A 23758-nucleotide genomic window follows, 5' to 3' on the forward strand; every position below is an offset into this window, starting at 1 on the left:
CGCCATGAACTCCACCCCCGCCAAAGGTTCCCCCGAGGAGAAGGCGGCCATGCTCGCCTGGCTCGATGACGTCGCCGACCAGCTCGGCATCGACCGCGACGAGGAACGCGCCCTCGTCGCCGATATCCTCCAGCTGACCAGCACCGTCGCCCACGACCGGTCGCGTCCTGCCGCACCGGTGACCGCCTTCCTGATCGGTCTGGCCGCCGGGCGTGCCGGTTCCGACCCCGCGGAGCTCATCGCTGCAGTGCGCGAGCGCGCGGCGTCCGGCGACGATCCCGGGGACTGAGACCCCCGTTCGGCGGAACCTGATGCGCCGGATATGACTCAGGTCACGTTCCTGGTTAGCATGGGGAACATGACTAATGTCCAGGGACTTCCGCCGGTCGCCGACCAGGTCAACCCGGTGGCCAACCGCTACGATCACCCGCGGATCAGCGAGAACGAGAAGGTCGCCACCGGCGTCCCCGCCGTGCTTCACGCGATGCAGCATGCGGTGCCGAACAACGGCGTGCCCTCCCTGCTGACCATCAACAAGCACAAGGGCTTCGACTGCCCCGGCTGCGCCTGGCCCGAGCCTGACCAGCATGACCTCAACATCGTCGAGTTCTGCGAGAACGGTGCGAAGGCCGTCGCCGAGGAAACCACCCCCTCCAAGGCCGGCCCCGACTTCTGGGCGAGGTACACCGTCGAGGAGCTGCGCGAGAAGACCGACCACTGGCTCGGCAAGGTCGGACGCATCACCCACCCGCTCGTCTACGACCGGGACTCCGGCGACGGCCACTACCGGCCGATCAGCTGGGATGACGCGATCGCCATGATCGCCGAGGAGTTGCAGTCCATCGAGCCGGACGAAGCCGTGTTCTACACCTCCGGCAAGGCCGTCAACGAGGCCGCCTACGCCATCCAGCTGCTCGCCCGGCGGATGGGCACCAACAATCTGCCGGACTGCTCGAACATGTGCCACGAGTCCACAGGCTCGGCCCTGTCGGCGACCCTCGGCCTCGGCAAGGGCTCGGTGACGATCAACGACTTCCACACCACCGACCTGCTGATCTCCGTCGGCCAGAATCCGGGCACCAACCACCCGCGCGCCCTGACCGCGTACTCCCGGTGCAAGGAGAACGGCGGGCGGATCATCGCGATCAACCCGATGCCCGAGGCCGGACTCATGGCCTTCCGCGAGCCGCAGGCCGTGAAGACCTACCTGGGCGCCAAGGAGAAGATCGCCGACGACTACCTCCAGGTCCGCCTCGACGGCGACCGCGCCCTGTTCCTCGCGGTGAACAAGGAGCTCGTGGCCCGCGACAGGGCCGTCGACCACTGGTTCATCGAGACCTACACCACCGGCTACGAGGATCTGACAGCCCACCTGGCGTCCCTCGACGATGAAGAGCTGGCCCGCGCCCACGGCATCCCGCGCGACCAGGTCCTGGCGATGGTGGACGCCATCGAGAAGGCCGATTCCACGATCATCACCTGGACCCTCGGTGCCACCCAGCACAAGAACGCCGTCGCCACGATCCGTGAGATGACGAACACCCTGCTGCTCACCGGCCGCATCGGCAAGCCGGGCTGCGGCACCGCCCCGCTGCGTGGCCACTCGAACGTCCAGGGTGACCGCACCATGGGTGTGTGGGAACGCTCCCCGGAGAGCTTCCTCGCCGCGATCGAGAAGGAGTTCGGCTTCCCGGTCCCCCGCGAGCACGGCTACGACACCGTCGCCTCGCTGCAGGCCATGCGCGACGGCAAGGTGAAGTTCTTCCTGTCGCTCGGCGGCAACCTGGTCCGCGTCGCGTCCGACACCTCCGTGCTCGAGCGTGGCATGGCGGCCAACGACCTCACCGTGCACCTGTCGACCAAGCCGAACGGCTCCCACGCCTGGCCGGGGCGTCGTTCCCTGATTCTGCCGGTGCGCTCGCGCACCGACCTGGACATGCAGAAGTCCGGACGCCAGTCCGTGACGGTCGAGGATTCCGCCGGCAAGGTCCACGCGTCCACCGGTAAGCGCCGTGCGCACCGGAAGTCGGACCTGAAGAGCGAGGTGGACATCCTCTGCTCGATCGGCCGCGAGACCTTCGGCGACGACTTCTGGCAGCCGATGATCGACAACTACGACGTGCTGCGCGACCACATCGCGAACACCATCCCCGGCTTCGAGAACTTCAACGAGAAGCTCAAGCACCCGGGCGGGTTCTACCTGCCCAACGGCCCCCGCGAGCGGAAGTTCACCACCTCCGACGGCAAGGCCCACATCACGGTCAACGAGATCTCCCCGGTTGAGCTGCTGCCCGGACAGCTGATGATGAACACCGTGCGTACGCACGACCAGTTCAACTCCACCGTCTACGGCATGGATGACCGCTACCGCGGCATCCGGGGAGGACGCCGCGTCGTCCTCATCAACCCGGCGGACTGCCGCGAGCTCGGCGTGCGCGACGGCGACATCGTCGACCTCGTGTCGGTGTGGGAGGACGGCGAGCGCCGTGCCCCCGACTTCCGCGTCGTGGAGTACGACCACTCCCGCGGTGGCTGCACCACCTACTTCCCGGAGACGAATGTGCTCATCCCGCTGGACCACGCGGCCAACGAGTCCAACACCCCGGTCTCGAAGTCGATGCCCATCCACCTGGAGCCGACCGGGAAGCGCGCGGAGGACATGCCGCCGATGCCTGCGAATGAGAAGTAGATGAGCCGTAGGGGTAATTTGGCGATCCATGGGTAGGTTGACGGAAAAGGCACGGGTCACCAAGGTTCGGCTGGAGGACGGCTCCGACGGGAGTGTTTCCGTAGACACGAGGGCCGACACCCTCGCCGTCGAGGAGCCGCTGCAGATCCGGGTGGACGGGACGGACCTCACCACCACCATGAGGACGCCGGGCCACGACATCGAACTGGTCCACGGGCTGCTCCACGCCGAGGGGGTCATCACTTCCCGGGCGGATATTTCGGAGGCGCGCTACTGTGCCGGGGCGGTGGGGCCGCTGGGTGAGAACACGTACAACACGCTGGATGTGTCGTTGCGGGATCAGGCGGGGTTCAGCGTCGCTGATATCGGTGTACACCCTTCGACCGCCACCTGCGGCGTCCCTGCGTCGCCGGACTCACCGCAGCCGGTCCAGCCGGTCCAGCCGGTCCAGCCGCCGGCCGGGGACTCCTGCCCCTCTCTGCCGGTGGGCGCCGGGTCGCTCCCCGGTGTGGAGCTCCCGATCCGCAACCTGGTGACCAACTCCGCGTGCGGCGTCTGTGGGACGACCTCCATCGATGACCTCATGAAGGAGAAGCGGTACACGCTGACGCCGGTGCATCCGACGCCTGAACTGGTCGTTTCCCTTCCCCGGCAGTTCTCCAGCGGACAGAAGGCCTTCAGGAAGACCGGTGGCGTCCACGCCGCCGGCGCGTTCACCGCCGATGGGCGTCCCCTGGTCATCCGCGAGGATGTGGGGCGCCACAACGCCGCTGACAAGGTCATCGGTGCGCTCCTCCTGGAGAATCGTCTCCCCGGTGATGTCCCCGAGGACGACCCGGACAAGGCCACCTACCTGGTCATGAGTTCCCGGGCATCCTTTGAACTGGTGCAGAAGGCCGTGCTGGCGGGCTTTTCCGGACTGGTCGCGGTCTCCGCGGCGACCTCGCTGGCCGTCGCTATGGCGAAGGAGTCCGGTCTGCTGCTCACCGGCTTCACCCGGGACGACAGGTTCAACCTCTACTCCGGTGAGCTGGCGTCCTGACGCGGTGGCGTTCCGAGGTTCTGGCCTCCCGGCGTCCGGCTACTGGTGAAACGTCGGTGGCATCCCCTCCTGCAATGTGGCATCTCCTTATGTCGCCTGGACCGGCCGAGGTTACAGAAAGAGATGCCACCGAGCACGTGGAGATGCCACCTCACTGCGACAGATGGCCGACCAGCGCCAGCACTCTCTGTGCAGCCACCAGTACGGAGATGCTGAAATCAGGTACCTGACTTCCGCATCACGGTACTGATGGCGACAGTGAAGTCGGGGCACCAGGCGTCAACACCAGCCCGTTGACACTCAGGTCTCTACTGCCGATCCAGCCACGCGGTGATACCGCCGGGATAGTTGACCGCGGCGATACCCGCGCCCGCCAACAGGTCGACCGCCTTCAGCGAACGCACACCCGAGGCGCAGTAGACCACCAGAGGACGCCCCTCTTCAGCCGCACGGTCGGCCACGTACTCGACCTCCTCAGGGAACTCACCGTCGACGCCACCCTTGAGCACGGACAAGGGTATGTTCACCGCACCCGGGATATGCACGGTCTCGAACTCATCGGGCTCGCGGACGTCCATGAGCACTGCGTCGGTGAGATCCGGGATGTCAGAGTCATCAGAGAGCTCGACCGCCAGTTCCTCGTCCACCTCAGTCGGCTCACTCTTCACCCGCTGCGCGACCGCGGGATCACCATGCACCGGGATATACTCCCACCGGCCGGACAAACCGTCGAAGTAGCCGATCGTGCCGGTCAAGGGTGTACCGATATCAGTGAGCACCTTGACCGCCTCCAGCGCCATCGCGGTCCCCACAACTCCCACGACCGGGCCGAGCACACCTGCCGCAGAGCAGGAGGGCACGGTTCCGGGGGCCGGAGGTGTCGGGAAAACATCCTCGTAGAGCGGACCAGGTGCACCGAAGACGGACAGTTGCGCGTCGAACCCGAGGATGGACGCCCACACGTGCGGGATCCCCAGCACCGCACACCCGTGGGAGCAGGCGTAGCGGGCGGCGAAATTGTCGGTGCCGTCGAGGACGACATCGGCGTCCCCCAGCAGCTCTACAGCGTTCGACGAGGTCAGTCGGGCATCCACGACGTTGACCACCAGATCACGATTCCGCGCCAGCATCTCCCGGCGCGCAGACTCCGCCTTCGACTCCCCCACCGCGGCCTCGACATGGATGATCTGGCGGTGCAGGTTTGAGGTGGCGACCTCGTCATCATCGATGACGGTCACCTCCCCCACCCCGGCCGCGGCGAGGTAGAGCAGTGCGGGTGAGCCGAGCCCGCCGGCGCCGAGCACGGCGACATGGGAGGACGCCAGTTTCTCCTGCGCCGCAAGACCGAATCCGGCGAGCGTGATCTGGCGTCGGTACCGGGCGTGGTCGACAGGGTGGCCAGTCTCGTCAGTCATCACAGACCCACCCAGTCAGTCGATCCGTCAACATGTTCCTGTTCCTTCCAGATCGGTACCTCCGACTTCACGCGCGAGGCGAACTCGGCGACCGCCTCGAAGGCGGGACCCCGGTGGGAGGACGCCACGACCACGAGAAAAGCGAGGTCACCGATCCCGAGCTCACCGCTGCGGTGCTCGGCCCAGAGCCGGATCTCGGGGTACTCGGCGACGGTCTCCTCGGCGATCCGCGCCAGCACCGCATCCGCGGTCGGGTGGTGGGTGTAGGTCAGCTGCGTCACCCCTTCGCCGTTGTCGTGGTCGCGCACGGTGCCTTCGAAGGTGACGACGGCGCCCATCGCGTCGGTCGCCGTGGCGTCCTTCGCGGCTACCAGTTGTGTCTCGAGAGGCTCAGTGGAGATCGCGGTGTGGATGACGGTGCCGGTCTGCGCGGCGACGTAGGCGGGGTCCTTCACGGGTCCGCTCACGGGGTCACTCATGGTCTCCGGCTCCTTCCAGCTGGTCGATGAGGTGGTCGAGCACGGGGTCGAGCACGGCGATGCCGTCCTTCACTCCCCCGGTCGACCCGGGCAGCGTCATGACGAAAGTGCGTCCGACGGTACCCGCCACGCCGCCGGACAGCAGCGCAGTGGGGACGCCGTTCTCCAGACCCTTGAGGTGGACGGCCGTCATCAGGCCGGGCAGTTCGTGGGTGAGCAGTGGCTTCACGGCGGCGACGGTGCCGTCGGTCGGACTGATGCCCGTGCCGCCGGTGGTGAGCACGATGGTCGGGACAGGAACGGTCGCGTCTCCATCGAAAACCTCGTCGAGGTAGGCGGGGATGTCGGCGTCGGCGACAACCGCGGCATCCGGAACCTCCAGGCCACGCTCGCGCAGCCAACTGACCAGGACCGGGCCGGTGCGGTCGGCGTACTCACCGGCGGCGGCGCGGGTGGACGCGACGACGACGAGTGCAGTGGTCATGACCGCACATCCCCCGGTGCGTCGGGACGCACATCCCAGTCGCCGGACTTACCGCCGGATTTCGCGAGGACGCGGACGTCGTCGATGACGGCGTGCTTGTCGACCGCCTTGATCATGTCGTAGACGGTCAGGGCGGCACTGGTCACCGCGGTCAGTGCCTCCATCTCCACCCCGGTGACGCCGCGGGTCTTCACGGAGGCCTCGATGCGCACGGCGTCCGCCTCCCGGGTGAAGTCGACGGTGATCCTGCCGAGCGGCAGCGGGTGGCACAGCGGGATGATCTCGGGGGTCTTCTTCGCGCCCATGATACCGGCGACGCGGGCGACGGGCAGGGCATCCCCTTTGGGCAGGCCTCCGTTGGCAGGGTCGAAGATCATGTCGAGCACGTCTTCCCTGGTGCGGACACGGCCGGTGGCCACGGCGGTGCGGCTGGTCTCGTTCTTCGCGGTGACGTCGACCATGTGCGCCGAGCCGTCCTCACGGACGTGGGTGAGGTGGGTGTTCTCGGTGTTATCGGTGTTCCCGGTGTTCCCGGGGTTTTCCGTGCTGCTCATAGGTGCCCAGATTACGCGGTAGAGCTGGTCAGGGTTCGCCCGAGCCAGGGCCAGGATGACGCGCGATGTCGATGGATTCATGGACAATGCCGACGACGAACCGTGTGTCTTCATCAGACCGGTAGGATGATGTGACTGGGTGACAACACCCTGGGTGACAACACCCTGGGCGACAACACCCGGTCATCGCGCACCCGGTCACGGCTCAGTCTGAGATGCCAGGACCGCTTCCCCTGGCCCAGCTCCGGGTGAAGCCGACGTCCCGGCTCATCAGGGTCGACTACGAGGTCACGGAGCGCCGTGCGAAGAGATTCCGGTACCGCCTCATTGCCTCCTCCCTGAAGCGCTCCACCGTCCAGTCCAGGATGCCCCGGAGATCCTGCCTGGCCAGCGAACTCATGCGGATCCTTCGCATCAGCGTTGCTGCCTGGCATCTATGACCTCCTGGGCGAGGTCATCCATGAATCCGTCGAGTTCTTCCAGTTCGACATCGACGTAGCGCCCCGCCGCGATGTCAATCTCCCCCGCCGCGACGTGCCGCCTACACTGGACGACCATGGTTGAGATCCACTATTTCGCCGCCGCCCGGGCCGCACGCGGCGTCCCGCAGGAGAATGCAGACGCCTCCGGAACACTGTCCGACCTGCTCGGCACCCTCGGCACCACCCACACCGAAACCACCGCCGGCGGCATGACGCTCGCCCAGATCTTCGACCGCTGCAGCTTCCTCGTCGACGGCCGCACGGTCACCCGCCCGGACGCCACCACCGTCGACCTCAGCGCCGTCCGGCGCGTCGACGTCCTCCCGCCGTTCGCCGGAGGATAGATGTACGCGCTGATCATCGCAGGTGGACGCGGTGAACGCCTCGCCGCATCCGCCCCCACCGAGGTCCCGGTCAAACCCCTTCTTCAGGATGCCACGGGCCGCCGTCTCATCGACCGTGTCCTCGACGCCTGCGCCGTACTCCCCGAATGCCGGCGGATCGTCGTCGCCGGCGAGATGCCTCTCCCTGACGACGTCACCCGCGTCCGCGAAGATCCGCCGCTCGCAGGTCCCGCCGCCGGCATCGCCGCCGGTGTGACCGCGATCCCCGCCGACTACACCGGCGATGTCCTGGTCCTGCCCGCCGACCTCGCGGACCCGGCGTCCGTCGTCGCCGCCCTGGACCGACCGGGCGTCATCACCGCGGACGGGCGCCTCCAACCGCTGCTCTTCCGTGCGTCCTGCCCCGCCCTGAAGGACGCCTGCGTCGGCGACTTCACCGACGCCCCCGTCATGCGCATCGTGAAGGAACTGCACCTGTCCGAGATCGAACTGCCCGCCCCCACCATCGCCGACATCGACACCTGGGCCGATGCCGCAGCGCACGGGTACAGCAACGGGTACGGTCAGGACTGATGAACACTCTCAGCTGGTCCGAAGCCCGCGCCGCCGTCGAATCCGCGGTCCACGACCATGCCCGCCGAGGCACCGAGCAGGTTCCGGTGGCGGAGGCGGCGGGTCGGATCCTGGCGTCCGCCGTGGTCTCCCCCATGGATGTGCCGCACTACACGTCCTCGGCGATGGACGGGTTCGCTGTGCGCGGCACCGGACCGTGGCGACTGCTCGCCACCCCCGTCGAAGGCGCGGCAGGACGCAACATCCACCGCACGGGCGGCGCACTCTCCGACGGAGAGGCGCTGCCGGTCCTGACAGGATCTCTTCTTCCGGAGGGGGCGGACGCCGTCGTCCGATCCGAGGACGCCGAGATCACCTGTGACGGTTCCCGGCTGCACGCCGGGCAGCCCGAAGTGGGCAACGACATCCGCCCTGCAGGTCAGGAACGCTCCGCCGGGGCCGACCTACTGGCCGACGGGATCCGGCTGACACCGCGTCATGTCGCGATGCTGTCGGCCGGGGGTGTCGATGAGGTGACCGTGACCAGGCGTCCGAGGGTGGTGTGCGCCTTCACGGGCAATGAGATCGTGCGCAGTGGTGTGCCCGGTCCGGGCGAGGTACGCGACGCCTTCTCCGTGTCCTTCCCGGCACTGGTCGAATCCTGGGGTGGGGTCGTGACCTCTGCCGAGGCTGTCGCCGACGACCCGGTGGCGGTGGAGTACTGGCTGCGCCGCCCCTCCACCATTGAAGCCGACATTGTGCTGGTCACCGGTGGTTCAGGGCATTCCGGGCAGGACTTCGCCCGTCGGTTCATCACCCGGGCAGCATCTGGTGATGACGGCGAGGTGCTGGCGTCCGGTGTGGCGTGCCGGCCGGGTCACCCGACACTGATCGTCCGACGCGGTTCGCAGCTCATCATCGGGGCGCCCGGCAACCCGTTCGCCGCGCATGTCGCCCTGCACTCGTTCGTGGTCCCGGCGGTCGCCGCGTTCGCGGGCCTGTCCTCGGAGCTGCACTCGGGGGTCTGCGCCGTGTCGGTTGAGCCGCTCAACAGGGACCGGGTGCGGCTGATCCCCGCTGCTCTCGGCGCCGACCGGGTGTGCACCCCGGTCGAGGGTGCACATTCGCACATGCTCACCGGGTACGCGACCGGGGATGTGCTGCTGGTCGTGCCGTCGGAGGGGCTTGTCGCAGGTGATCCGGTGGACTTCCTGACGCTGTAGGTGGCTGCCCCGGGTGGACCTAGTCCCGGTAGAGCCGCGCACCCTTGGAGGTCCCCTGATTCAGCCAGGCGTAGACGCCGCCGACGAGCAGTCCGCCGCCGACGACATTGCCGACCAGGGCCATCCCCCAGTTGTCCAGCACATTCGCCCAGGTCAGCGAGTCCAGCACGGAGGCGCCGTCCATGAAACCGTCGCCGAGGCAGAACAGGGACAGCATGAACAGGGAGAAGTTCGCGATGAGGTGCTCCAGCCCCAGCACCACGAAGGCACCGATGACGAACTGGGTGAACAGGAACTTGCCCGCGTAGTCCTTCATGATCAGACCACCGACGATGGCCACGTTGACCAGGAAGTTCGCGAGGATCGCCTCGAGGAAGATCCCCCACGGCCCCTTGGTCAGCTTGCTGTCGGCCAGGGTCGCGAGCAGGTGGTCGGCCCCGAGTCCGCCGAGCTTGCCGGACTGTCCGAGGATCACCGCGACAATGACCGCGCCGACGAGGTTGAGCACCACGGTCCACAGGATGATCCCCGCAGCCCGTAGCCAGGAGACATGACCGCGGACCACACCGAAGACCATGAACATCATGGTGCCGGTCGCCAGTTCCGCCCCGACCTGCAGGATCATGGCCAGTCCGACGAAGAAGCACATCCCGAAGACGACCGCGCCGAGGCCTTCGGCCACCCCCTCGACCGCATTGCCGGCGACGACGGCGAATGCAGTGCCGAGGGTCAGGTACACACCCGCGAGGATCGCGCGCACCGAGTAGCGCAGCGGATCGTCGGCGAACAGTCCCGCCTTCTTGAGGACGGCCTTGTCGGCGGCGGCGTTCACCGCGCCGTCCAACGGAGCCGGGGTGGCCGGGCTTTCCTGGGCGTCTGTTTCCACGGTTGATGCATTCTCGCTCACCGGGGCGACACTACTCCCGGCGTCATGTTGTGCCGAGCGGCCGTCAACCACCACTGCACCAACCGTTCACCCACCACGAAGGAAGGACGCCACCCCGGAAAGCAGCAGGTGACCTGCACCACATCATGCCCCCTCGCCAGGCACCGCAGTCGTCCAGCGGTCGGCCCCACCGAAACCGGTTGCGATACAACCAGACAGGAGCCCCCCCTAGTTCACCCCCGAAAGCGCCGCACTGAGGAGGAGTATTCACACGGGAAGCTCACGAGGGGAACTCACGAGGGACCACTCAGGAAGACGCACCACCGGCAGCCTCCACTTCCGCAGCCACCTCGGCAGCCACCTCGGCAGCCACCTCGGCAGCCGCAGCGTCCACCGCCCGGGCCACCGAGGTCACCGGCCGGATGTCCAGCCTGGACACCGCGATCGAGAGCCGCACCTCCGGATCCACCAGCGGCACCGCGCACAACCGGTCCGACAGCGGCGCCCATTCCGGGACGACCGCGAACCAGCGTCCCGCCTCAGCACTGGACAACAACGCGGCGACGGAGTCGGAGTCCAGCACGGGCGTGACCTGCACGTCGAGCGCGGACATCGCCCGGTCGAACTCCTCGCGCGCCAGCATCCCCGGCGACAGAACCGCCACCGGCGAGATAGCCAGGTCCGCCCCCGACAGGGACGAGGGCACCGACCCGAACCGCTCACGGAACAGCGCAGGCACACCCACCACCGCGAATCGCACCGACCCGACAGTTGTCACCCGCTGGCCCCTGACCACCTCCGGCGCGGTGTGGATGATCCCAGCATCCAGCTCGTGGGCGCGCAGTCCCTCGACGATTTCCTCACTGCGCAGCCCCGCACGCAGGTCGAAGCGCACCCGCGGGTTAGCCTCGGCGATCCGGTCGAGCAGCCGCGCCGCCCAACCCGTCCCCGCCGGGATCACGCCCACCCGCACCGTCGCGGACAGTTCACCGCGCGCGGCGGCGAGGTCCTCCTCCAGATGACGCTGGTCCGCGGTGATCCGCCGGGCGTAGGTCAGCACCAGCTCACCCTCGTGGGTCAGCCCCTGGAACGCCGAATGGCTCCGGTTGACCAGTGGTGATCCGACCTCTTTCTCCAGTTTCCGGATCGCCTCGGACAGAGTCGAGGTTGTCACGAAGCAGGACGCCGCCGCCCGGCCGAAGTGTCGTTCCCGGGCGAGAGCCTCGAAGTAGGTCAGTTGGCTGAGGAGCATGTGACCGAGATTACCGGGTCACTGCCCGGCTTCTTTCCCGGCACCGCCGCAGCACCGTCGCAGCACCGCCCCAGCACCTCAGAACGAGTTGTGTACCATTAAGTTGTACACAATCTAATTCGGTGCCATACTCGTAGTCATGGGAATCACCGACAGGATGGGCTGCTTCGCCCTCTACTCCGCCGCCAAAGCCGTGTCGCGGGCGTACCGCACCCTGTTGGCCCCCTGGGACCTGACCTACCCGCAGTACCTGGTCCTCGTCATCCTCTGGACCGACGGCCCCCAGACCGTGAAATCACTGGGTGCTTCGATGAAGCTCGATTCCGGCACGCTCTCTCCTCTCCTGCGGCGGCTGGAGAATTCCGGGTACATCACCCGGACCCGGAGCACCGGCGATGAACGCGTCACCACCGTCGCCCCCACCGAAGCGGGCCTCGCCCTGCGCGACGACCTGGACCACATCCCCGGTCAGATCCGCGACATCCTGACCACCACCGACGATTCCGAGGCCGGCGCACTCATCAGTCGGCTCCACGGAGTCTGCGACACAGCCATGGATGTCTCACGGGACGCCCACACGGACACCCCCACCGGAAACCACCGAAAGGACACACCATGAAGACCCTCTACACCGCTGAAGCGCTCGCCACCGGCGACGGACGCAACGGCCACGTCACCACTTCCGACAACCGCCTCGACCTCGACCTCGCCATCCCCACCGCGATGGGCGGCTCCGGCAACGGCGCCAACCCCGAGCAGCTCTTCGCCGCCGGCTACTCCGCCTGCTTCCACTCCGCCCTCCAGGGCGTCGCCCGGGCGAAGAAGGTCGCCGTCACCGGTTCCTCCGTCGGCGCGCGCGTGAATATCGGCCCGAACGACGCCAACGGCTTCCAGCTCGCCGTCCACCTCGAGGTCATCATCCCCGAACTTCCTCACGAACAGGCCCGGGAGCTCGCCGACGCCGCTCACCAGGTCTGCCCCTATTCCAACGCCACCCGCGGCAATATCGAGGTCACCGTCACCGTCGCCGACGACTGAGCCCCACTACAGCGGGTACACCACCACCACATCACCCGGCACGGGCCGCACCCCCGCCGGCACGCGCAGCAGGCAGTCCGCCTCCACCGACTGGGCGAGCAGATGTGATCCCGCCCCACCGACGGCCCGCACCAGCACCCGACCGTCGACCACTGAACGCACCGCCCGGTGGAAGCAGTCCTTGTGCTTCTGGCCGGTCACCGGCGCGTCCAGCACCGCCGTGACCGGAGAGGACGCCACACCCAACAACGGTGCGACGAACAGCCGGAAGCTCACCGCCGTGGAGACCGGATTACCGGGCAGACACACCACCGGCGTCCCCTCGAAGACGGCCGTGCCCTGCGGTCCGCCCGGCTGCTGCGCGACATGCCCGAACCACGCCCCTCGCAGCGGCGAAAGCAGCTGCCGCACCACCTCGAACTTGCCGTGACTGATCCCGCCACTGGTCACGACCACGGTCGGGTTGCTCCGTCGGACCGCGGCCCTCAGCAGCGCACCGAATGCCACCGGATCATCGGTGGTGCGGACGTGCCCGACGACCCGCATCCCGTGGTGTTCGCACAGCGCGGTGAGCATCGGCCCGTTGGCGTCCCGGATCATCGCGGCACCGGTCCCGGCACCGTCGCCGTCACCGATCTCGTCGCCACCGGTGCAGATCAGCACCCTCGCCGGCTCGCGCACCGGCAGTGTCCTGAGACCCTGCGCGGAGGCCACACCGACGGTGCGTTCATTGACGACATGGGAGGACGCGAGCAGCTCGTCACCGGCGGCGATGTCCGACCCCCGGGGCCGGACGAACTGCCCGGCGGGGGTCTCCGGCACCGTCACACAGGCACCGGTCGACGGGAACTCCGGCGGCTCGCACCGCTCGACCGGCACCACAGCCACCGCCCCGGTGGGGATCTTCGCGCCCGTCATGACCGGGAGCACGGCGTCCCCAGCGTCCTCAGTGTCCTCAGTGTCCTCAGTGTCCTCAGTGTCCTCAGTGTCCTCAGCGTCCTCAGTGTCCTCAGCGTCCTCCCCGAACGCGATCGACGCCGGGTCCACGCCGGCGGCGACGGTCTCACCCACGACGAACGTGCCGCCCGCGAGATGACGGGGAAACAGGGCGTAGCCGTCCATCTGGGAGTTGTCGAAGCGGGGCGAATCCTCGACAGCCGCCACCGCCTGCGCCAGGGGCCTGCCCACGGCGTCGGCGACCGGCAGGTCCACGACCGGTCGGTCACCGACGAGCGTGCGTACGGCGCCCTGGTGCTCTTCGGGCGTCCGGGGGCGTGCGTGCATGGTCACCGCTTCCGTCTCAGCAGAGTGGTCGTGGCGATCCCACCCACCACCAGCACATAGATGCCGAGCAGCAGGATGCAGGCACCGAGCGCCTGATCCATGTCATTGGAGCTCAGACCGAGCTCGATGAGCAGCGGGATCGTCCGGGTTTCCCCGGCGACGTTACCCGCGAAGGTGAGGGTTGCGCCGTACTCGGACAACGCACGGGCGAAACCGAGGACCGTTCCGGCGGCGATGCCGGGGCCCGCCAGCGGCACCGTGATGCGCCACAGCGTCTGCCAGCGGGAGGCGCCGTCGACCCGGGCGGCCTCCTGCACCACCGGCGGCACCCCGCGCAGCGAGGTCACCGTCGTGGAGACGAAGAAAGGCAGGGAGACGAAGACCTGCACCACGATCACGGCCAACGAGGTGAAGGCCACGCGGACGCCGAAGGAATCGTCCAGCCACTCCCCGACGAGCCCGTGGCGTCCCCAGAAGAAGACCAGGGCCAGGCCGGAGACCACCGGTGACAGCACCAGTGGGGCGTAGATGATGAGTTGGAGGGCGTCGCCCCAACGGGGATGACGCCGCATCATGTCGACCATCCACAGACTCAACGGCAGGCCGAGGACGATGCACAGCACCGTCGACACCAGCGCCGTGGTCAGGGACAGACCGAAAGCCTCGGTCGCCTCGTCGGCGGTGATCAGCTCGACCGCGCGGCCCCACGGGATATTGAGCAGCAGCGCGACCAGCGGGCCCAGCAGCAGCAGGACCGCGACGAGAGCGACCGCGATCAGCGCGGCCGGGACGCTACGCCGGCGCACCGAACCCGTACTCCGCGAGGATCTCGCGGGCCTTGTCGGTCTGCAGCCAGGCGAGGAACTCGGAGGCGGTCTCGTTCGTCTCACCGTCGGAGGTCAGGGCGGCGGGGTACCTGTTGTCCTCGATGCCGGGAATGTCCAGGACGATGACGCGACCCTGCGAGTCGGTGAGGTTCTTCTGCAGCGCCTGGGCGTCGGTGGAGTAGATGAAGCCGGCGTCGACGTCACCGGTGGAGACCTTGGTGGCCACGTCGGAGACGTTCGCCTCCTCGGTCGGGGCCTTGAGGGTGATGCCCTGGTCGTCGAGGTACTGGTGTGCGAGGGTGCCGCAGGGGACGCCGTCTGCGCACAGGGCGATGCGCAGCTTGTCGTTGGTCTTCAGGTCATTGAGGTCGGTGATCGAACCGAGGTTGCCTGGCGCGGTGGCGAGCACGAGCTTGTTGGTGGCGATGACCTGCGGGTCCGCGTCCGCGAACTCGTCGAGGTCTTCGGCGGACTCCATGTTCGCCTCATCGGCGCTGATGAACAGGTCGGCGTCCGCACCCTGCCCGATCTGCTGGACCAGCTTGGAGGAGCCGGCGTAGTTCCAGGTGATGCTGGTGCCCTCGTGGCCGTCGGCGGCGAAGGCCTCGGCCAGGTCGTCACCGGCGTTCTTCAGGGAGGCGGCGGCGAAGACGGTGATGTCCCCGGATGAGCTGCCGGTGTCCGCGGCGGTGGCGGTCGCCTCGCTCTCACTGTCCTTCTGCGAGTTCGAGCAGGAAGCCAGCAGCACCAGGGCCGCCAGTGCAGCGAAGAGTGCCAGCGCTGTAGTGCGCGACAGGTGCAGGGTTCGGGTCATCATCGGTCCTCTCGACGGTTCCGGTTGAGCGTCTCCCGTTGTCGCTCCCACGGCCCGGGGGTTACAGTGACCTACTGTAGACCGCCTCCGGAGGCGGCACCCGATAGCCCCGATGACCTGCGGACGGAGACGCCGGAACCGGGGGGGAGCACCACGGCCGCCTACGCTGAAGGCATGACCGAATCCGCCCACCCTCTGGAGACCACCGAGGCCGGACGTCCGCCGGTCCACGCGATCATCGTCGCCGGCGGTGCAGGGTCCCGGTTGGCGGCGTCCGCGCCGGAAGGAACCCCGCCTAAGCCCCTGCTCACGGACGATGCGGGACATCGCCTGATCGACAGGGTTCTTGACGCCTGCGCCGGCTGTCAGACGCTTATCGTCGTCGGCCCGGAGACGGAACTGCCGACCGGAGTTGTGCGCGTCCGTGAGAATCCTCCCCTGTCAGGGCCCGCGGCGGCGATCGGCGCTGGGGTGGAGGCCCTGGCCGACGCCGGCGCCGGCGAGGAAGATCTGGTGCTGCTGCTCGCCGCTGATCTGACAGCACCGCACCAGGGGGTTGCCGTGCTGCTGGAGCACGCCGCCGGTAACCACGGCACCATCGGTATTGTCGGCACAGCCGGGTCCAGGTTGCAGCCCCTGTTCTGCCTGATCCGGTTCGGCCCACTTCGACGGGCGGCAGACACAGACCTCCGCAACACCTCGGTCATGCGGCTGCTGCGTCGGACGGGCCGCGGGAACCTCGACACCGTCGAACTTCCCGCGTCGACCGCCGCGGACGTGGATACCTGGCAGGACGCACTCGCCCACGGATTCGGGGACCGGAACGGACGCTGACCCGCTGATCCGGCCGCTGCACCGGGCCGGTCACTCACAGCTGTTCGGTGATGCTGCCGATCAGCGGACCGACCACCGCCACGGCGTCCGCCACCGCACCACGGGAGCCGGCGGCGTTGACAATCAGTGTGCGTCGGTCTCCGCGGTCGACGATGCCGACGATCCCGCGGCTCAGCCCTGCCGACGGAGTCGATTCCAGACCCCGCAGGAGAATCTGGGTCTCCAGACCACTGACTCTCATCCCGATGCGGGCCGCCGTGCACTCCGGCGTCACGCTGCGGGTCCTCAATCCGGTGCCACCGACAGTGAGAACCAGGTCGACCCCTGATTCGAGAGCGGTGTCCAGCGCCTGGGATACCTGTTGCGTCGTCTCCTCGACGACCGTGCACCCGAGCACCCGGACGAATTCGCCGAGGTCAGCCACTGCGCGGTCACCGGAACGGTTCGCGCGGTCACCGGAAGCGACCCGGTCGTCGACGACGATCACCGCCGCAGTACCCCCTTGCCCTGATCGATCGGAGTTGCTGAACTTTTCTTTTCCTTTCTGACCTTGATTTATATGAGTAATTTGCGTGTGATCCATCTCATATCCGTTCCATTCATTTCTATTGATAGAATTCGTGTCGACGCAGTTGGAGAGTATATAACAAACAATCCACACAGGTGACGACTATGAACCATCAGGCCACATTGCACGGCCGATCGACCACACCGGACGAACTCGACACGTCCGGAAGAACCATCAACGGATGGAATCCCGAAGATAAGGATCATTGGGATTCCCGTATCGCATGGCGGACCCTGTCAATTTCGACATTCTCGCTCATTATGGGGTTCTCCACCTGGTATCTCGTATCCGCCATCGCGCCCCTGCTGACGCGGATCGGATTCGACCTGACCACCGGCCAGCTCTACTGGCTCACCGCCATCCCCGGACTGTCCTGCGGTCTGTTCCGGCTGGTGTTCATGTTCCTGCCGCCGATCATCGGAACCCGCAGACTCGTGACGATGTCCTCCCTGCTGTTCATCATCCCGATGCTCGGCTGGTTCTTCGCCGTCCAGGACAGCTCCACCCCTTACGGGTGGCTGCTCACCCTGGCCTTCCTCTGCGGCATCGGCGGCGGAGTATTCTCCGGGTACATGCCCTCGACCGGGTACTTCTTCCCGAAAAGCAGGTCAGGAACGGCCCTGGGACTGCAGGCGGGCATCGGCAACTTCGGCATGTCGCTGATCCAGTTCCTCGGCCCCTGGATCATGGGCTTCGGCCTTCTCGGCATCACATTCGTCACACCACAACGCACCAACGACGGCGATTTCCTCTTCGTCCACAACGCTGCCGCCGTGATGATCCCCTGGGCTGTGCTGGCCGCCGCACTGGCCTGGCACTTCCTCAAGGACGTGCCGGTCAAGGCAAGTTTCCGCCAGCAGATCGACATCTTCGGCAACCGCAACACCTGGATCCTCACCCTGGTCTACCTCATGACCTTCGGAGCATTCTCCGGCTTCGCAGCACAGTTCGGCCTGCTCATCAACGAGATCTACGGGCGCGATTCCTCTCTCGCCGACTCCTTTCCCGTCGACGACCTCCCGGGCGGAGCAACCTACGCCTTCCTCGGACCGCTGATCGGGTCCCTGGTCCGGGCTATGTGGGGTCCACTGTGTGACAAGTTCGGCGGTGCGATCTGGACGTTCGTCGGATGTGTGGGCATGACCGCGTCCACGTTGGCGGCGTCCTTCCTGCTCGAGCCCTCAGATCCCGATCAGTTCCCCTGGTTCCTGGCGGCGATGCTGTCGCTGTTCTTCTTCACCGGCCCCGCCAACGCCGGAACCTTCAAACAGATGCCCATGATCCTGCCCGCCCGCCAGGCCGGAGGAGTCATCGGCTGGACCGGTGCAGTCGGCGCTTTCGGACCGTTCGTGGTCGGCATGCTCCTGTCCGGAATCTCCTCGACTCTGGTATTCCAGGGAATGGTGGTCTATTTCGTTGTGGTCACTGTTCTCGTGTGGATGTTCTACGCCAGGCCACACGCCCCCTACCCCGGATAAAAACAGAATAAATACTCGCATTCCACCTGCAGTGTATGCGATTCACACTCTCCTTGCGGATGACCACCGCGAGGAAACATCTACGACGAGGTGCATATCATGACTGTTTCCGACACCCCCGGCCCACTATTTTCCATGGGCTCCTACGTGCGCCACGGAACAACCGACCACTCCGGACGGCAGCTGTTCCTCCAGGGAGGCCGTGAAGCCGACAGTTTCTACCGCGACCGATGGTCCTTCGACAAAATCGTCCGATCCACCCACGGAGTCAACTGCACCGGATCGTGTTCCTGGAAAGTCTACGTCAAGGACGGGGTGATCACCTGGGAATCCCAGGCCGTGGACTACCCCACCACCGGCCCCGACATGCCCGAATACGAGCCCCGTGGCTGTCCGCGCGGTGCGTCCTTCTCCTGGTACACGTACTCGCCGACCAGGATCCGCTTCCCCTACGCCCGTGCCGTCCTGGTCGAGATGTACCGGGAGGCCCGTGCACGCCACGACGATCCGGTGCTCGCCTGGCGCGAGATCGTGGAAGACCCGGTGAAGCGCAGGGCCTACGTCAGCCAACGCGGCAAAGGCGGTCTGATCCGGGTACCGTACGAGGAGGCCGTGGAGATCGCCGCTGCCGCACACGTCTACACCATCCGTCGCTACGGTCCCGACCGGATCCACGGGTTCACCGTGATTCCGGCGATGTCCCAGATCTCCTACGGTGCCGGTACCCGGTTCCTGGAACTCATCGGCGGCGTCGCCCTGTCCTTCTACGACTGGTACGCCGATCTGCCGCCCGCCTCCCCCCAGACCTTCGGTGACCAGACCGATGTGCCCGAGTCCGGGGACTGGTACAACTCCAGCTACCTGATGATGTGGGGTTCGAACATCCCGGTGACCCGAACCCCGGACAGTCACTTCATGGTCGAGGCCCGGTACCGGGGAACCAAGGTCGTGGTCGTCTCACCCGACTACGCCGACAACACCAAATTCGCCGACGAGTGGCTCCGGATCTCCCCCGGCACCGACGGCGCACTGGCCTTCGCCATGGGGCACGTGATCCTCAGCGAGTTCCACGTCGGTGAGCGCACCCCGTACTTCCTCGACTACATGCGCAAATACACCGATTCGCCGTTCCTCGTCGAACTCGACGACCACGGGGACGGCACCTGCACACCCGGCAAGTTCCTCACCGCCGCCGACAGCGGTGACGATGCTCTCGCTTCCACGGAGAACGCCACCCACCGCCTGGTGGTGATGCAGCCGGACGGCAGCGTCGTCGACCCCGGCGGCACTGTCGCCGACCGCTACGGTGCCGACGGCGAGGGACGCTGGAACCTCCGTCTCGACCACGCCGACCCCGTGATGAGCATCGCCGACATCACCGACGGCACCCCGGCGTCCACCGCCGAGGTCCTCTTCCCCCGCTTCGATCTGGACGCGGAGGCTTCCGACGCCACCGGTACGGGGCCGATCGGTGCCGGCATCGTCCACCGCGGCGTGCCTGTCCGCACCGTGAACAGACGCACCGTCACCACCGTCTTCGACCTCATGCTCGCCCACTACGCCGTCCCCCGTCCCGAGCTGGACCTGCCCGGTGACTGGCCGGAGGACTTCCATGACGCCCGCATTGTGGGCACCCCGGCCTGGCAGGAGGAGCTCACCGGGGTCCCCGTCGACGCCGCCGTACGTATCGGCCGTGAGTTCGCGCGCAACGCGGTCGAATCCGGGGGACGCAGTCAGATCATCATGGGTGCCGGAGTGAACCACTACTTCCACGCCGACTCCATCTACCGCACCTTCCTCGCACTGACATCCATGTGCGGCACCCAGGGCGTCAACGGCGGAGGCTGGGCCCACTACGTGGGTCAGGAGAAACTGCGGCCGATGAACGGCTGGTCCCAGTACGCCTTCGGGCTGGACTGGTCCCGCCCGCCGCGCCAGATGATCTCCACCGGCTTCTACTACCTGGCCACCGACCAGTGGCGCTACGACAACACCCGGGCCTCGCGGCTGGCGTCCCCCCTGGCAAGTCGCGGCACCGTCGGCGACAAGCTGACGTCCGACACGCTGGTGGAGTCCATGAAGCGCGGCTGGATGCCCGCCTTCCCCCAGTTCGACCGCAATCCGCTGCTGCTGGCCGACCAGGCCGCGGAGGCCGGCAAGGACCTCAAGGACTACATCACCGGGGAGCTGGAGTCCGGACGCATGCGTTTCGCCGCCGAAGACCCCGACAACCCCGACAACTTCCCCAGGATCCTGCTGAACTGGCGGACGAACCTCATGGGATCCTCGGCGAAGGGCACCGAGTTCTTCCTGCGCCACCTGCTCGGCGTCGACTCCGACGCCAGTGCCGACGAACTCCCCGCCGGACAGCGTCCGCAGTCGATCACCTGGCGCGACACGGCACCCGGCACCGGGGAGGGCAAGCTCGACCTGATGATGACGGCGGACTTCCGCAACACGTCCACCACCCTGGTCTCCGACCTGGTGTTCCCCGCCGCGACCTGGTACGAGAAGAACGACCTGTCCACGACGGACATGCACCCGTTCATCCACTCCTTCAACGCGGCGATCAATCCGCCGTGGGAGAGCCGTACCGACTTCGAGCTCTTCCGCGATCTGTCGGCGCGGCTGTCGACACTCGCGGAGAAGTGGCTGGGCACGCAGACCGATGTCGTCACCGCACCGCTCGGCCACGATTCACCCGACGAGCTGAGCATGCCCGGTGGCGTGGTGCCGGACCAGGACGCTCCACTGGTGCCCGGCGAGTCCATGGCCAAGCTCATACCGGTGGAACGGAACTACACGAAGATCCACGAGAAGTGGATGCACCTCGGCCCGTTGACCGCCGAACTCGGCACGGGAACCCACGGCACCTCCTACGACGTCAGTACACAGGTGGAGGAGCTCGCTCTGCTCAACGGCACCGGCCACACCTCGGCCGGTGAACGACCGCAGTTGACCACCGCGGTGAAGGCTGCGGAGATGGTCCTCCATCTCTCGGGTGTCTCCAACGGTGCCGTGGCCCTCGAAGGATTCCGCAACCAGGGACGGCGGGTCGGCGTCGACATGACCGACCTGATCAAGGATCACGAGGGCACACGCACCGGCTGGGACGCGGTGAAGGAACGTCCCACCCAGGTGATCACGTCCCCGGAGTGGACCGGCATCACGAAGGACAACCAGCGGTACACCGCGTTCTCCATCAACCTGGCCTACGACAAACCGTGGCACACCCTGTCGGGACGGATGCACTACTACCTGGACCACGACTGGTTCATCGACTACGGGGAGTCCCTGCCGATCTACCGGCCTCCGTTGGACCAGCTCCACCTGCACGGCGAGACCGGCCCCGGCGAAACGGTCACGGGCGCCAACGGTGAAGCTGAGGTGACGGTGCGTTACCTGACCCCGCACAACAAGTGGTCAATCCACTCCCAGTACTACGACAACCTGCACATGCTCTCCATCTCCCGCGGCGGACAGGTCGTCTGGATGTCCGAGGTCGACGCAGAGAAGATCGGCGTGGCCGACAACGACTGGATCGAAGCCCACAACCGCAACGGCATCGTCACCGCCCGGGCGATCGTCTCCCACCGCATCCCCGCCGGCACGGTGATCATGAACCATGCACAGGAGCGCACCGCAGGCACCCCGCTCAATGAGCACACCGGACGTCGTGGCGGCACCCACAACTCCCTCACCCGCATCATGATCAACCCACTGCACGTGGCCGGCGGATACGGCCACCTGACCTACGGCTTCAACTACATCGGGCCGACCGGAAACAACCGCGACGAGGTCACCACGATCCGGCGTCGCTCTCAGGAGGTCGAGTTCTGATGCGTGTCATGGCACAGATCGCGATGGTCATGAACCTGGACAAGTGCATCGGCTGCCACACCTGCTCGGTGACCTGCAAACAGGCGTGGACCAACCGCGAAGGCACCGAGTACATGTGGTTCAACAACGTCGAGACCCGTCCCGGCGTCGGTTTCCCCCGTGGCTGGGAGGACCAGGACACCTGGCAGGGAGGGTGGAAGCTCAACCGTCGCGGCATGCTGACCCCGCGGGCCGGCGGACGCCTGACCAAGCTGGCGACGATCTTCCACAACCCGCGGATGCCCGGCATCCAGGACTACTACGAACCCTGGTCCTACGGCTACGAGAAACTGCTCTCGACGCCGGCCGACCAGAAGACGCAGCCGACCGCGCACCCTTACTCCCGGCTTGACGGACGCCCCATCGACCGTCCGACATGGTCGTCGAACTGGGACGACAACCTCGGCGGCAGCCCCGCCACCATCGACTCCGACCCGGTCCTGAAAGAGATGGGGCTGAGCGTGCAGCGGGAGATCGAGGACAGTTTCATGTTCCACCTCCCCCGTATCTGCGAGCACTGCCTGAATCCGAGTTGCGTGGCGTCCTGCCCATCCGGCGCCATGTACAAGCGCACTGAAGACGGCATCGTCCTCGTCGACCAGGACCGCTGCCGCGGCTGGCGGATGTGTGTGTCCGGCTGCCCCTACAAGAAGGTCTATTTCAACCACCGCACCGGCAAAGCCGAGAAGTGCACCCTGTGTTATCCCCGACTGGAAGTCGGACAGCCGACCGTGTGCTCCGAAACCTGCGTGGGACGACTCCGCTACCTCGGCGTGCTGCTGTATGACGCCGACCGGGTGACCGAGGCCGCCTCCACCCCCGACCCGCAGGACCTCTATGAGGCCCAGCGCTCCCTCCTGCTCGACCCGCGCGACCCGCAGGTCGTCGAGGCGGCACGCCAGGAGAACATCCCGGCGTCCTGGATCAACGCGGCACAGCAGTCTCCGATCCACGACCTCATCTTCCGCTACGACCTCGCCCTGCCCCTGCATCCGGAGTACCGGACGCTCCCGTCGGTCTGGTACGTCCCGCCACTGTCCCCGATCGTCGACAAGGTCACCGCCACCGGTAGCGATGCCGAGAACCACCGGGTGCTGCTCACCGCGGTCTCCCGGATGCGTATCCCCCTGGAGTACCTGGCGGGACTGTTCACCGCCGGAGACACCGGACCGGTGGAGAAGTCGCTGCGACGCCTGGCGGCCATGCGCAGTTACATGCGCGACGTCAACCTCGGCAAGGAGACCGACCCCGCCATCCCCGCCGCAGTCGGGATGACCGAAGAGGAGATCTTGGAGATGTACCACCTGCTTGCGATCGCCAAGTACGACGACCGCTACGTGATCCCCACCGCCTCCCCAGAGTCGCCACGCGGCATCTCCGAACTCGACCCCTTCGGCTCCACCGACCCCCGGTCGGTGGCACATGAGCTCGCCGGCGATGTCGGACCCGGACCCGGCGCACCCGATGCCTGCGGCAGTGGGTGCGGGTGCGGCGGAAGCAATGACGGCCCACCCCGGGACAACGGCAAGGTCTCGCTGCTGAGCTGGAGGGGAGAGCGTCCTGACGCGATGTTCCCTGACTCCCACGGCACTGCTCCGGGAGGTGGACGGTGAAGTCCGTGATCCCCCGGCGTC

General features: G+C 66.9%; 23 protein-coding genes. 12 read left to right on the top strand and 11 right to left on the bottom strand.

Translation table 11 applies throughout. The features are described from left to right. Positions 1 to 4 precede the first annotated feature (4 nt). From Q0A27_RS05705 to fdhD, 3 genes are all read left to right on the top strand, one after another. Positions 5 to 289: a DUF6457 domain-containing protein gene (locus tag Q0A27_RS05705; RefSeq protein WP_291474092.1), complete on the top strand. Its 285-nt coding sequence runs from the start codon at positions 5 to 7 to the stop codon at positions 287 to 289. Positions 290 to 358: 69 nt separating this feature from the next. Beyond that, entirely contained in the window at positions 359 to 2689 is a 2331-nt protein-coding gene (locus Q0A27_RS05710) for an FdhF/YdeP family oxidoreductase (RefSeq protein WP_291474093.1), read from the top strand. Between the two features lie 28 nt (positions 2690 to 2717). After that, on the top strand, positions 2718 to 3731 hold the full coding sequence (gene fdhD / locus Q0A27_RS05715; protein ID WP_291474094.1) for a formate dehydrogenase accessory sulfurtransferase FdhD: 1014 nt from the start codon (positions 2718 to 2720) through the stop codon (positions 3729 to 3731). A gap of 308 nt (positions 3732 to 4039) precedes the next feature. Here the strand turns inward: fdhD and Q0A27_RS05720 are convergent, their stop codons facing one another. The 5 genes from Q0A27_RS05720 to Q0A27_RS05740 all read right to left on the bottom strand — a co-directional run bounded on the left by Q0A27_RS05720 (position 4040) and on the right by Q0A27_RS05740 (position 7221). After that, on the bottom strand, positions 4040 to 5146 hold the full coding sequence (locus tag Q0A27_RS05720) for a ThiF family adenylyltransferase (RefSeq protein ID WP_291474095.1): 1107 nt from the start codon (positions 5144 to 5146) through the stop codon (positions 4040 to 4042). Then, positions 5146 to 5625 carry a molybdenum cofactor biosynthesis protein MoaE gene (locus tag Q0A27_RS05725; protein ID WP_291474096.1) on the bottom strand — a complete coding sequence of 160 codons (480 nt, stop codon included), beginning with the start codon at positions 5623 to 5625 and terminating at the stop codon, positions 5146 to 5148. The genes Q0A27_RS05720 and Q0A27_RS05725 overlap by 1 nt, the downstream gene beginning before the upstream one ends. Next, the gene (locus Q0A27_RS05730) at positions 5618 to 6109 is read right to left on the bottom strand and encodes a MogA/MoaB family molybdenum cofactor biosynthesis protein (RefSeq protein WP_291474097.1); all 492 of its coding nucleotides are present in this window, start codon (positions 6107 to 6109) and stop codon (positions 5618 to 5620) included. The genes Q0A27_RS05725 and Q0A27_RS05730 overlap by 8 nt, the downstream gene beginning before the upstream one ends. Then, a complete protein-coding gene (gene moaC / locus Q0A27_RS05735; RefSeq protein ID WP_291474098.1) occupies positions 6106 to 6663 on the bottom strand; it encodes a cyclic pyranopterin monophosphate synthase MoaC in 558 nt (185 codons plus the stop codon). Before moaC ends, Q0A27_RS05730 begins: the two co-directional genes overlap by 4 nt. A 414-nt stretch (positions 6664 to 7077) precedes the next feature. Next, positions 7078 to 7221: a hypothetical protein gene (locus Q0A27_RS05740; protein WP_291474099.1), complete on the bottom strand. Its 144-nt coding sequence runs from the start codon at positions 7219 to 7221 to the stop codon at positions 7078 to 7080. Here Q0A27_RS05740 and Q0A27_RS05745 point away from each other — a divergent pair. From Q0A27_RS05745 to Q0A27_RS05755, 3 genes are read left to right on the top strand one after another with little or no spacing between them, the layout of a single operon-like run. Further along, entirely contained in the window at positions 7220 to 7489 is a 270-nt protein-coding gene (locus Q0A27_RS05745) for a MoaD/ThiS family protein (RefSeq protein ID WP_291474100.1), read from the top strand. The genes Q0A27_RS05740 and Q0A27_RS05745 overlap by 2 nt on opposite strands. Then, entirely contained in the window at positions 7490 to 8062 is a 573-nt protein-coding gene (locus Q0A27_RS05750) for an NTP transferase domain-containing protein (protein WP_291474101.1), read from the top strand. After that, positions 8062 to 9264 carry a molybdopterin molybdotransferase MoeA gene (locus Q0A27_RS05755; protein WP_291474102.1) on the top strand — a complete coding sequence of 401 codons (1203 nt, stop codon included), beginning with the start codon at positions 8062 to 8064 and terminating at the stop codon, positions 9262 to 9264. The genes Q0A27_RS05750 and Q0A27_RS05755 overlap by 1 nt, the downstream gene beginning before the upstream one ends. Before the next feature lie 19 nt (positions 9265 to 9283). Here Q0A27_RS05755 and Q0A27_RS05760 read toward each other — a convergent pair whose 3' ends face one another. Both Q0A27_RS05760 and Q0A27_RS05765 read right to left on the bottom strand, forming a co-directional pair. Next, on the bottom strand, positions 9284 to 10171 hold the full coding sequence (locus tag Q0A27_RS05760) for a formate/nitrite transporter family protein (RefSeq protein WP_291474103.1): 888 nt from the start codon (positions 10169 to 10171) through the stop codon (positions 9284 to 9286). A 286-nt stretch (positions 10172 to 10457) separates the two neighbouring features. After that, positions 10458 to 11402 carry a LysR family transcriptional regulator gene (locus Q0A27_RS05765; RefSeq protein WP_291474104.1) on the bottom strand — a complete coding sequence of 315 codons (945 nt, stop codon included), beginning with the start codon at positions 11400 to 11402 and terminating at the stop codon, positions 10458 to 10460. Positions 11403 to 11541: 139 nt separating this feature from the next. Here Q0A27_RS05765 and Q0A27_RS05770 point away from each other — a divergent pair, with 139 nt between their 5' ends. Continuing rightward, a complete protein-coding gene (locus tag Q0A27_RS05770; protein WP_291474105.1) occupies positions 11542 to 12021 on the top strand; it encodes a MarR family winged helix-turn-helix transcriptional regulator in 480 nt (159 codons plus the stop codon). Next, the gene (locus Q0A27_RS05775; RefSeq protein ID WP_291474106.1) at positions 12018 to 12440 is read left to right on the top strand and encodes an organic hydroperoxide resistance protein; all 423 of its coding nucleotides are present in this window, start codon (positions 12018 to 12020) and stop codon (positions 12438 to 12440) included. Before Q0A27_RS05770 ends, Q0A27_RS05775 begins: the two co-directional genes overlap by 4 nt. A 6-nt stretch (positions 12441 to 12446) precedes the next feature. On the opposite strand, the gene Q0A27_RS05780 is transcribed toward Q0A27_RS05775, so the two are convergent. From Q0A27_RS05780 to modA, 3 genes are read right to left on the bottom strand one after another with little or no spacing between them, the layout of a single operon-like run. Continuing rightward, a complete protein-coding gene (locus tag Q0A27_RS05780) occupies positions 12447 to 13724 on the bottom strand; it encodes a molybdopterin molybdotransferase MoeA (RefSeq protein ID WP_291474107.1) in 1278 nt (425 codons plus the stop codon). Positions 13725 to 13726: 2 nt separating this feature from the next. Further along, on the bottom strand, positions 13727 to 14530 hold the full coding sequence (locus Q0A27_RS05785) for a molybdenum ABC transporter permease (RefSeq protein WP_291474108.1): 804 nt from the start codon (positions 14528 to 14530) through the stop codon (positions 13727 to 13729). Next, on the bottom strand, positions 14517 to 15365 hold the full coding sequence (modA, locus tag Q0A27_RS05790; protein WP_291474109.1) for a molybdate ABC transporter substrate-binding protein: 849 nt from the start codon (positions 15363 to 15365) through the stop codon (positions 14517 to 14519). Before modA ends, Q0A27_RS05785 begins: the two co-directional genes overlap by 14 nt. 174 nt (positions 15366 to 15539) lie before the next feature. Here modA and Q0A27_RS05795 point away from each other — a divergent pair, with 174 nt between their 5' ends. Continuing rightward, on the top strand, positions 15540 to 16199 hold the full coding sequence (locus Q0A27_RS05795; protein ID WP_291474110.1) for an NTP transferase domain-containing protein: 660 nt from the start codon (positions 15540 to 15542) through the stop codon (positions 16197 to 16199). A gap of 34 nt (positions 16200 to 16233) precedes the next feature. Here Q0A27_RS05795 and Q0A27_RS05800 read toward each other — a convergent pair whose 3' ends face one another. Further along, positions 16234 to 16686 carry a molybdopterin-binding protein gene (locus Q0A27_RS05800; RefSeq protein WP_291474111.1) on the bottom strand — a complete coding sequence of 151 codons (453 nt, stop codon included), beginning with the start codon at positions 16684 to 16686 and terminating at the stop codon, positions 16234 to 16236. Positions 16687 to 16871: 185 nt separating this feature from the next. Here Q0A27_RS05800 and Q0A27_RS05805 point away from each other — a divergent pair, with 185 nt between their 5' ends. The 3 genes from Q0A27_RS05805 to narH all read left to right on the top strand — a co-directional run bounded on the left by Q0A27_RS05805 (position 16872) and on the right by narH (position 23737). Next, positions 16872 to 18245, top strand: a complete 1374-nt coding sequence (locus Q0A27_RS05805) for a NarK/NasA family nitrate transporter (protein WP_291474112.1) — start codon at positions 16872 to 16874, stop codon at positions 18243 to 18245. A gap of 99 nt (positions 18246 to 18344) precedes the next feature. Further along, complete coding sequence (locus Q0A27_RS05810) at positions 18345 to 22085, top strand: nitrate reductase subunit alpha (protein ID WP_291474113.1); 3741 nt, start codon at positions 18345 to 18347, stop codon at positions 22083 to 22085. Beyond that, a complete protein-coding gene (gene narH / locus Q0A27_RS05815) occupies positions 22085 to 23737 on the top strand; it encodes a nitrate reductase subunit beta (protein ID WP_291474114.1) in 1653 nt (550 codons plus the stop codon). Before Q0A27_RS05810 ends, narH begins: the two co-directional genes overlap by 1 nt. Positions 23738 to 23758: the final 21 nt, after the last annotated feature.

The organism is Corynebacterium sp. (genome assembly GCF_022712275.1).
Classification (GTDB): domain Bacteria; phylum Actinomycetota; class Actinomycetes; order Mycobacteriales; family Mycobacteriaceae; genus Corynebacterium.

Excerpts from the sequence above, each read along its gene's own strand:
- Q0A27_RS05705 (WP_291474092.1), top strand. The coding sequence starts at position 5 with ATGAACTCCACCCCCGCCAAAGGTTCCCCCGAGGAGAAGGCGGCCATG.
- Q0A27_RS05710 (WP_291474093.1), top strand. The coding sequence starts at position 359 with ATGACTAATGTCCAGGGACTTCCGCCGGTCGCCGACCAGGTCAACCCG.
- fdhD (WP_291474094.1), top strand. The coding sequence starts at position 2,718 with ATGGGTAGGTTGACGGAAAAGGCACGGGTCACCAAGGTTCGGCTGGAG.
- Q0A27_RS05720 (WP_291474095.1), bottom strand. The coding sequence starts at position 5,146 with ATGACTGACGAGACTGGCCACCCTGTCGACCACGCCCGGTACCGACGC.
- Q0A27_RS05725 (WP_291474096.1), bottom strand. The coding sequence starts at position 5,625 with ATGAGTGACCCCGTGAGCGGACCCGTGAAGGACCCCGCCTACGTCGCC.
- Q0A27_RS05730 (WP_291474097.1), bottom strand. The coding sequence starts at position 6,109 with ATGACCACTGCACTCGTCGTCGTCGCGTCCACCCGCGCCGCCGCCGGT.
- moaC (WP_291474098.1), bottom strand. The coding sequence starts at position 6,663 with ATGAGCAGCACGGAAAACCCCGGGAACACCGGGAACACCGATAACACC.
- Q0A27_RS05745 (WP_291474100.1), top strand. The coding sequence starts at position 7,220 with ATGGTTGAGATCCACTATTTCGCCGCCGCCCGGGCCGCACGCGGCGTC.
- Q0A27_RS05740 (WP_291474099.1), bottom strand. The coding sequence starts at position 7,221 with ATGGTCGTCCAGTGTAGGCGGCACGTCGCGGCGGGGGAGATTGACATC.
- Q0A27_RS05750 (WP_291474101.1), top strand. The coding sequence starts at position 7,490 with ATGTACGCGCTGATCATCGCAGGTGGACGCGGTGAACGCCTCGCCGCA.
- Q0A27_RS05755 (WP_291474102.1), top strand. The coding sequence starts at position 8,062 with ATGAACACTCTCAGCTGGTCCGAAGCCCGCGCCGCCGTCGAATCCGCG.
- Q0A27_RS05765 (WP_291474104.1), bottom strand. The coding sequence starts at position 11,402 with ATGCTCCTCAGCCAACTGACCTACTTCGAGGCTCTCGCCCGGGAACGA.
- Q0A27_RS05770 (WP_291474105.1), top strand. The coding sequence starts at position 11,542 with ATGGGAATCACCGACAGGATGGGCTGCTTCGCCCTCTACTCCGCCGCC.
- Q0A27_RS05775 (WP_291474106.1), top strand. The coding sequence starts at position 12,018 with ATGAAGACCCTCTACACCGCTGAAGCGCTCGCCACCGGCGACGGACGC.
- Q0A27_RS05780 (WP_291474107.1), bottom strand. The coding sequence starts at position 13,724 with ATGCACGCACGCCCCCGGACGCCCGAAGAGCACCAGGGCGCCGTACGC.
- modA (WP_291474109.1), bottom strand. The coding sequence starts at position 15,365 with ATGACCCGAACCCTGCACCTGTCGCGCACTACAGCGCTGGCACTCTTC.
- Q0A27_RS05795 (WP_291474110.1), top strand. The coding sequence starts at position 15,540 with ATGACCGAATCCGCCCACCCTCTGGAGACCACCGAGGCCGGACGTCCG.
- Q0A27_RS05805 (WP_291474112.1), top strand. The coding sequence starts at position 16,872 with ATGAACCATCAGGCCACATTGCACGGCCGATCGACCACACCGGACGAA.
- Q0A27_RS05810 (WP_291474113.1), top strand. The coding sequence starts at position 18,345 with ATGACTGTTTCCGACACCCCCGGCCCACTATTTTCCATGGGCTCCTAC.
- narH (WP_291474114.1), top strand. The coding sequence starts at position 22,085 with ATGCGTGTCATGGCACAGATCGCGATGGTCATGAACCTGGACAAGTGC.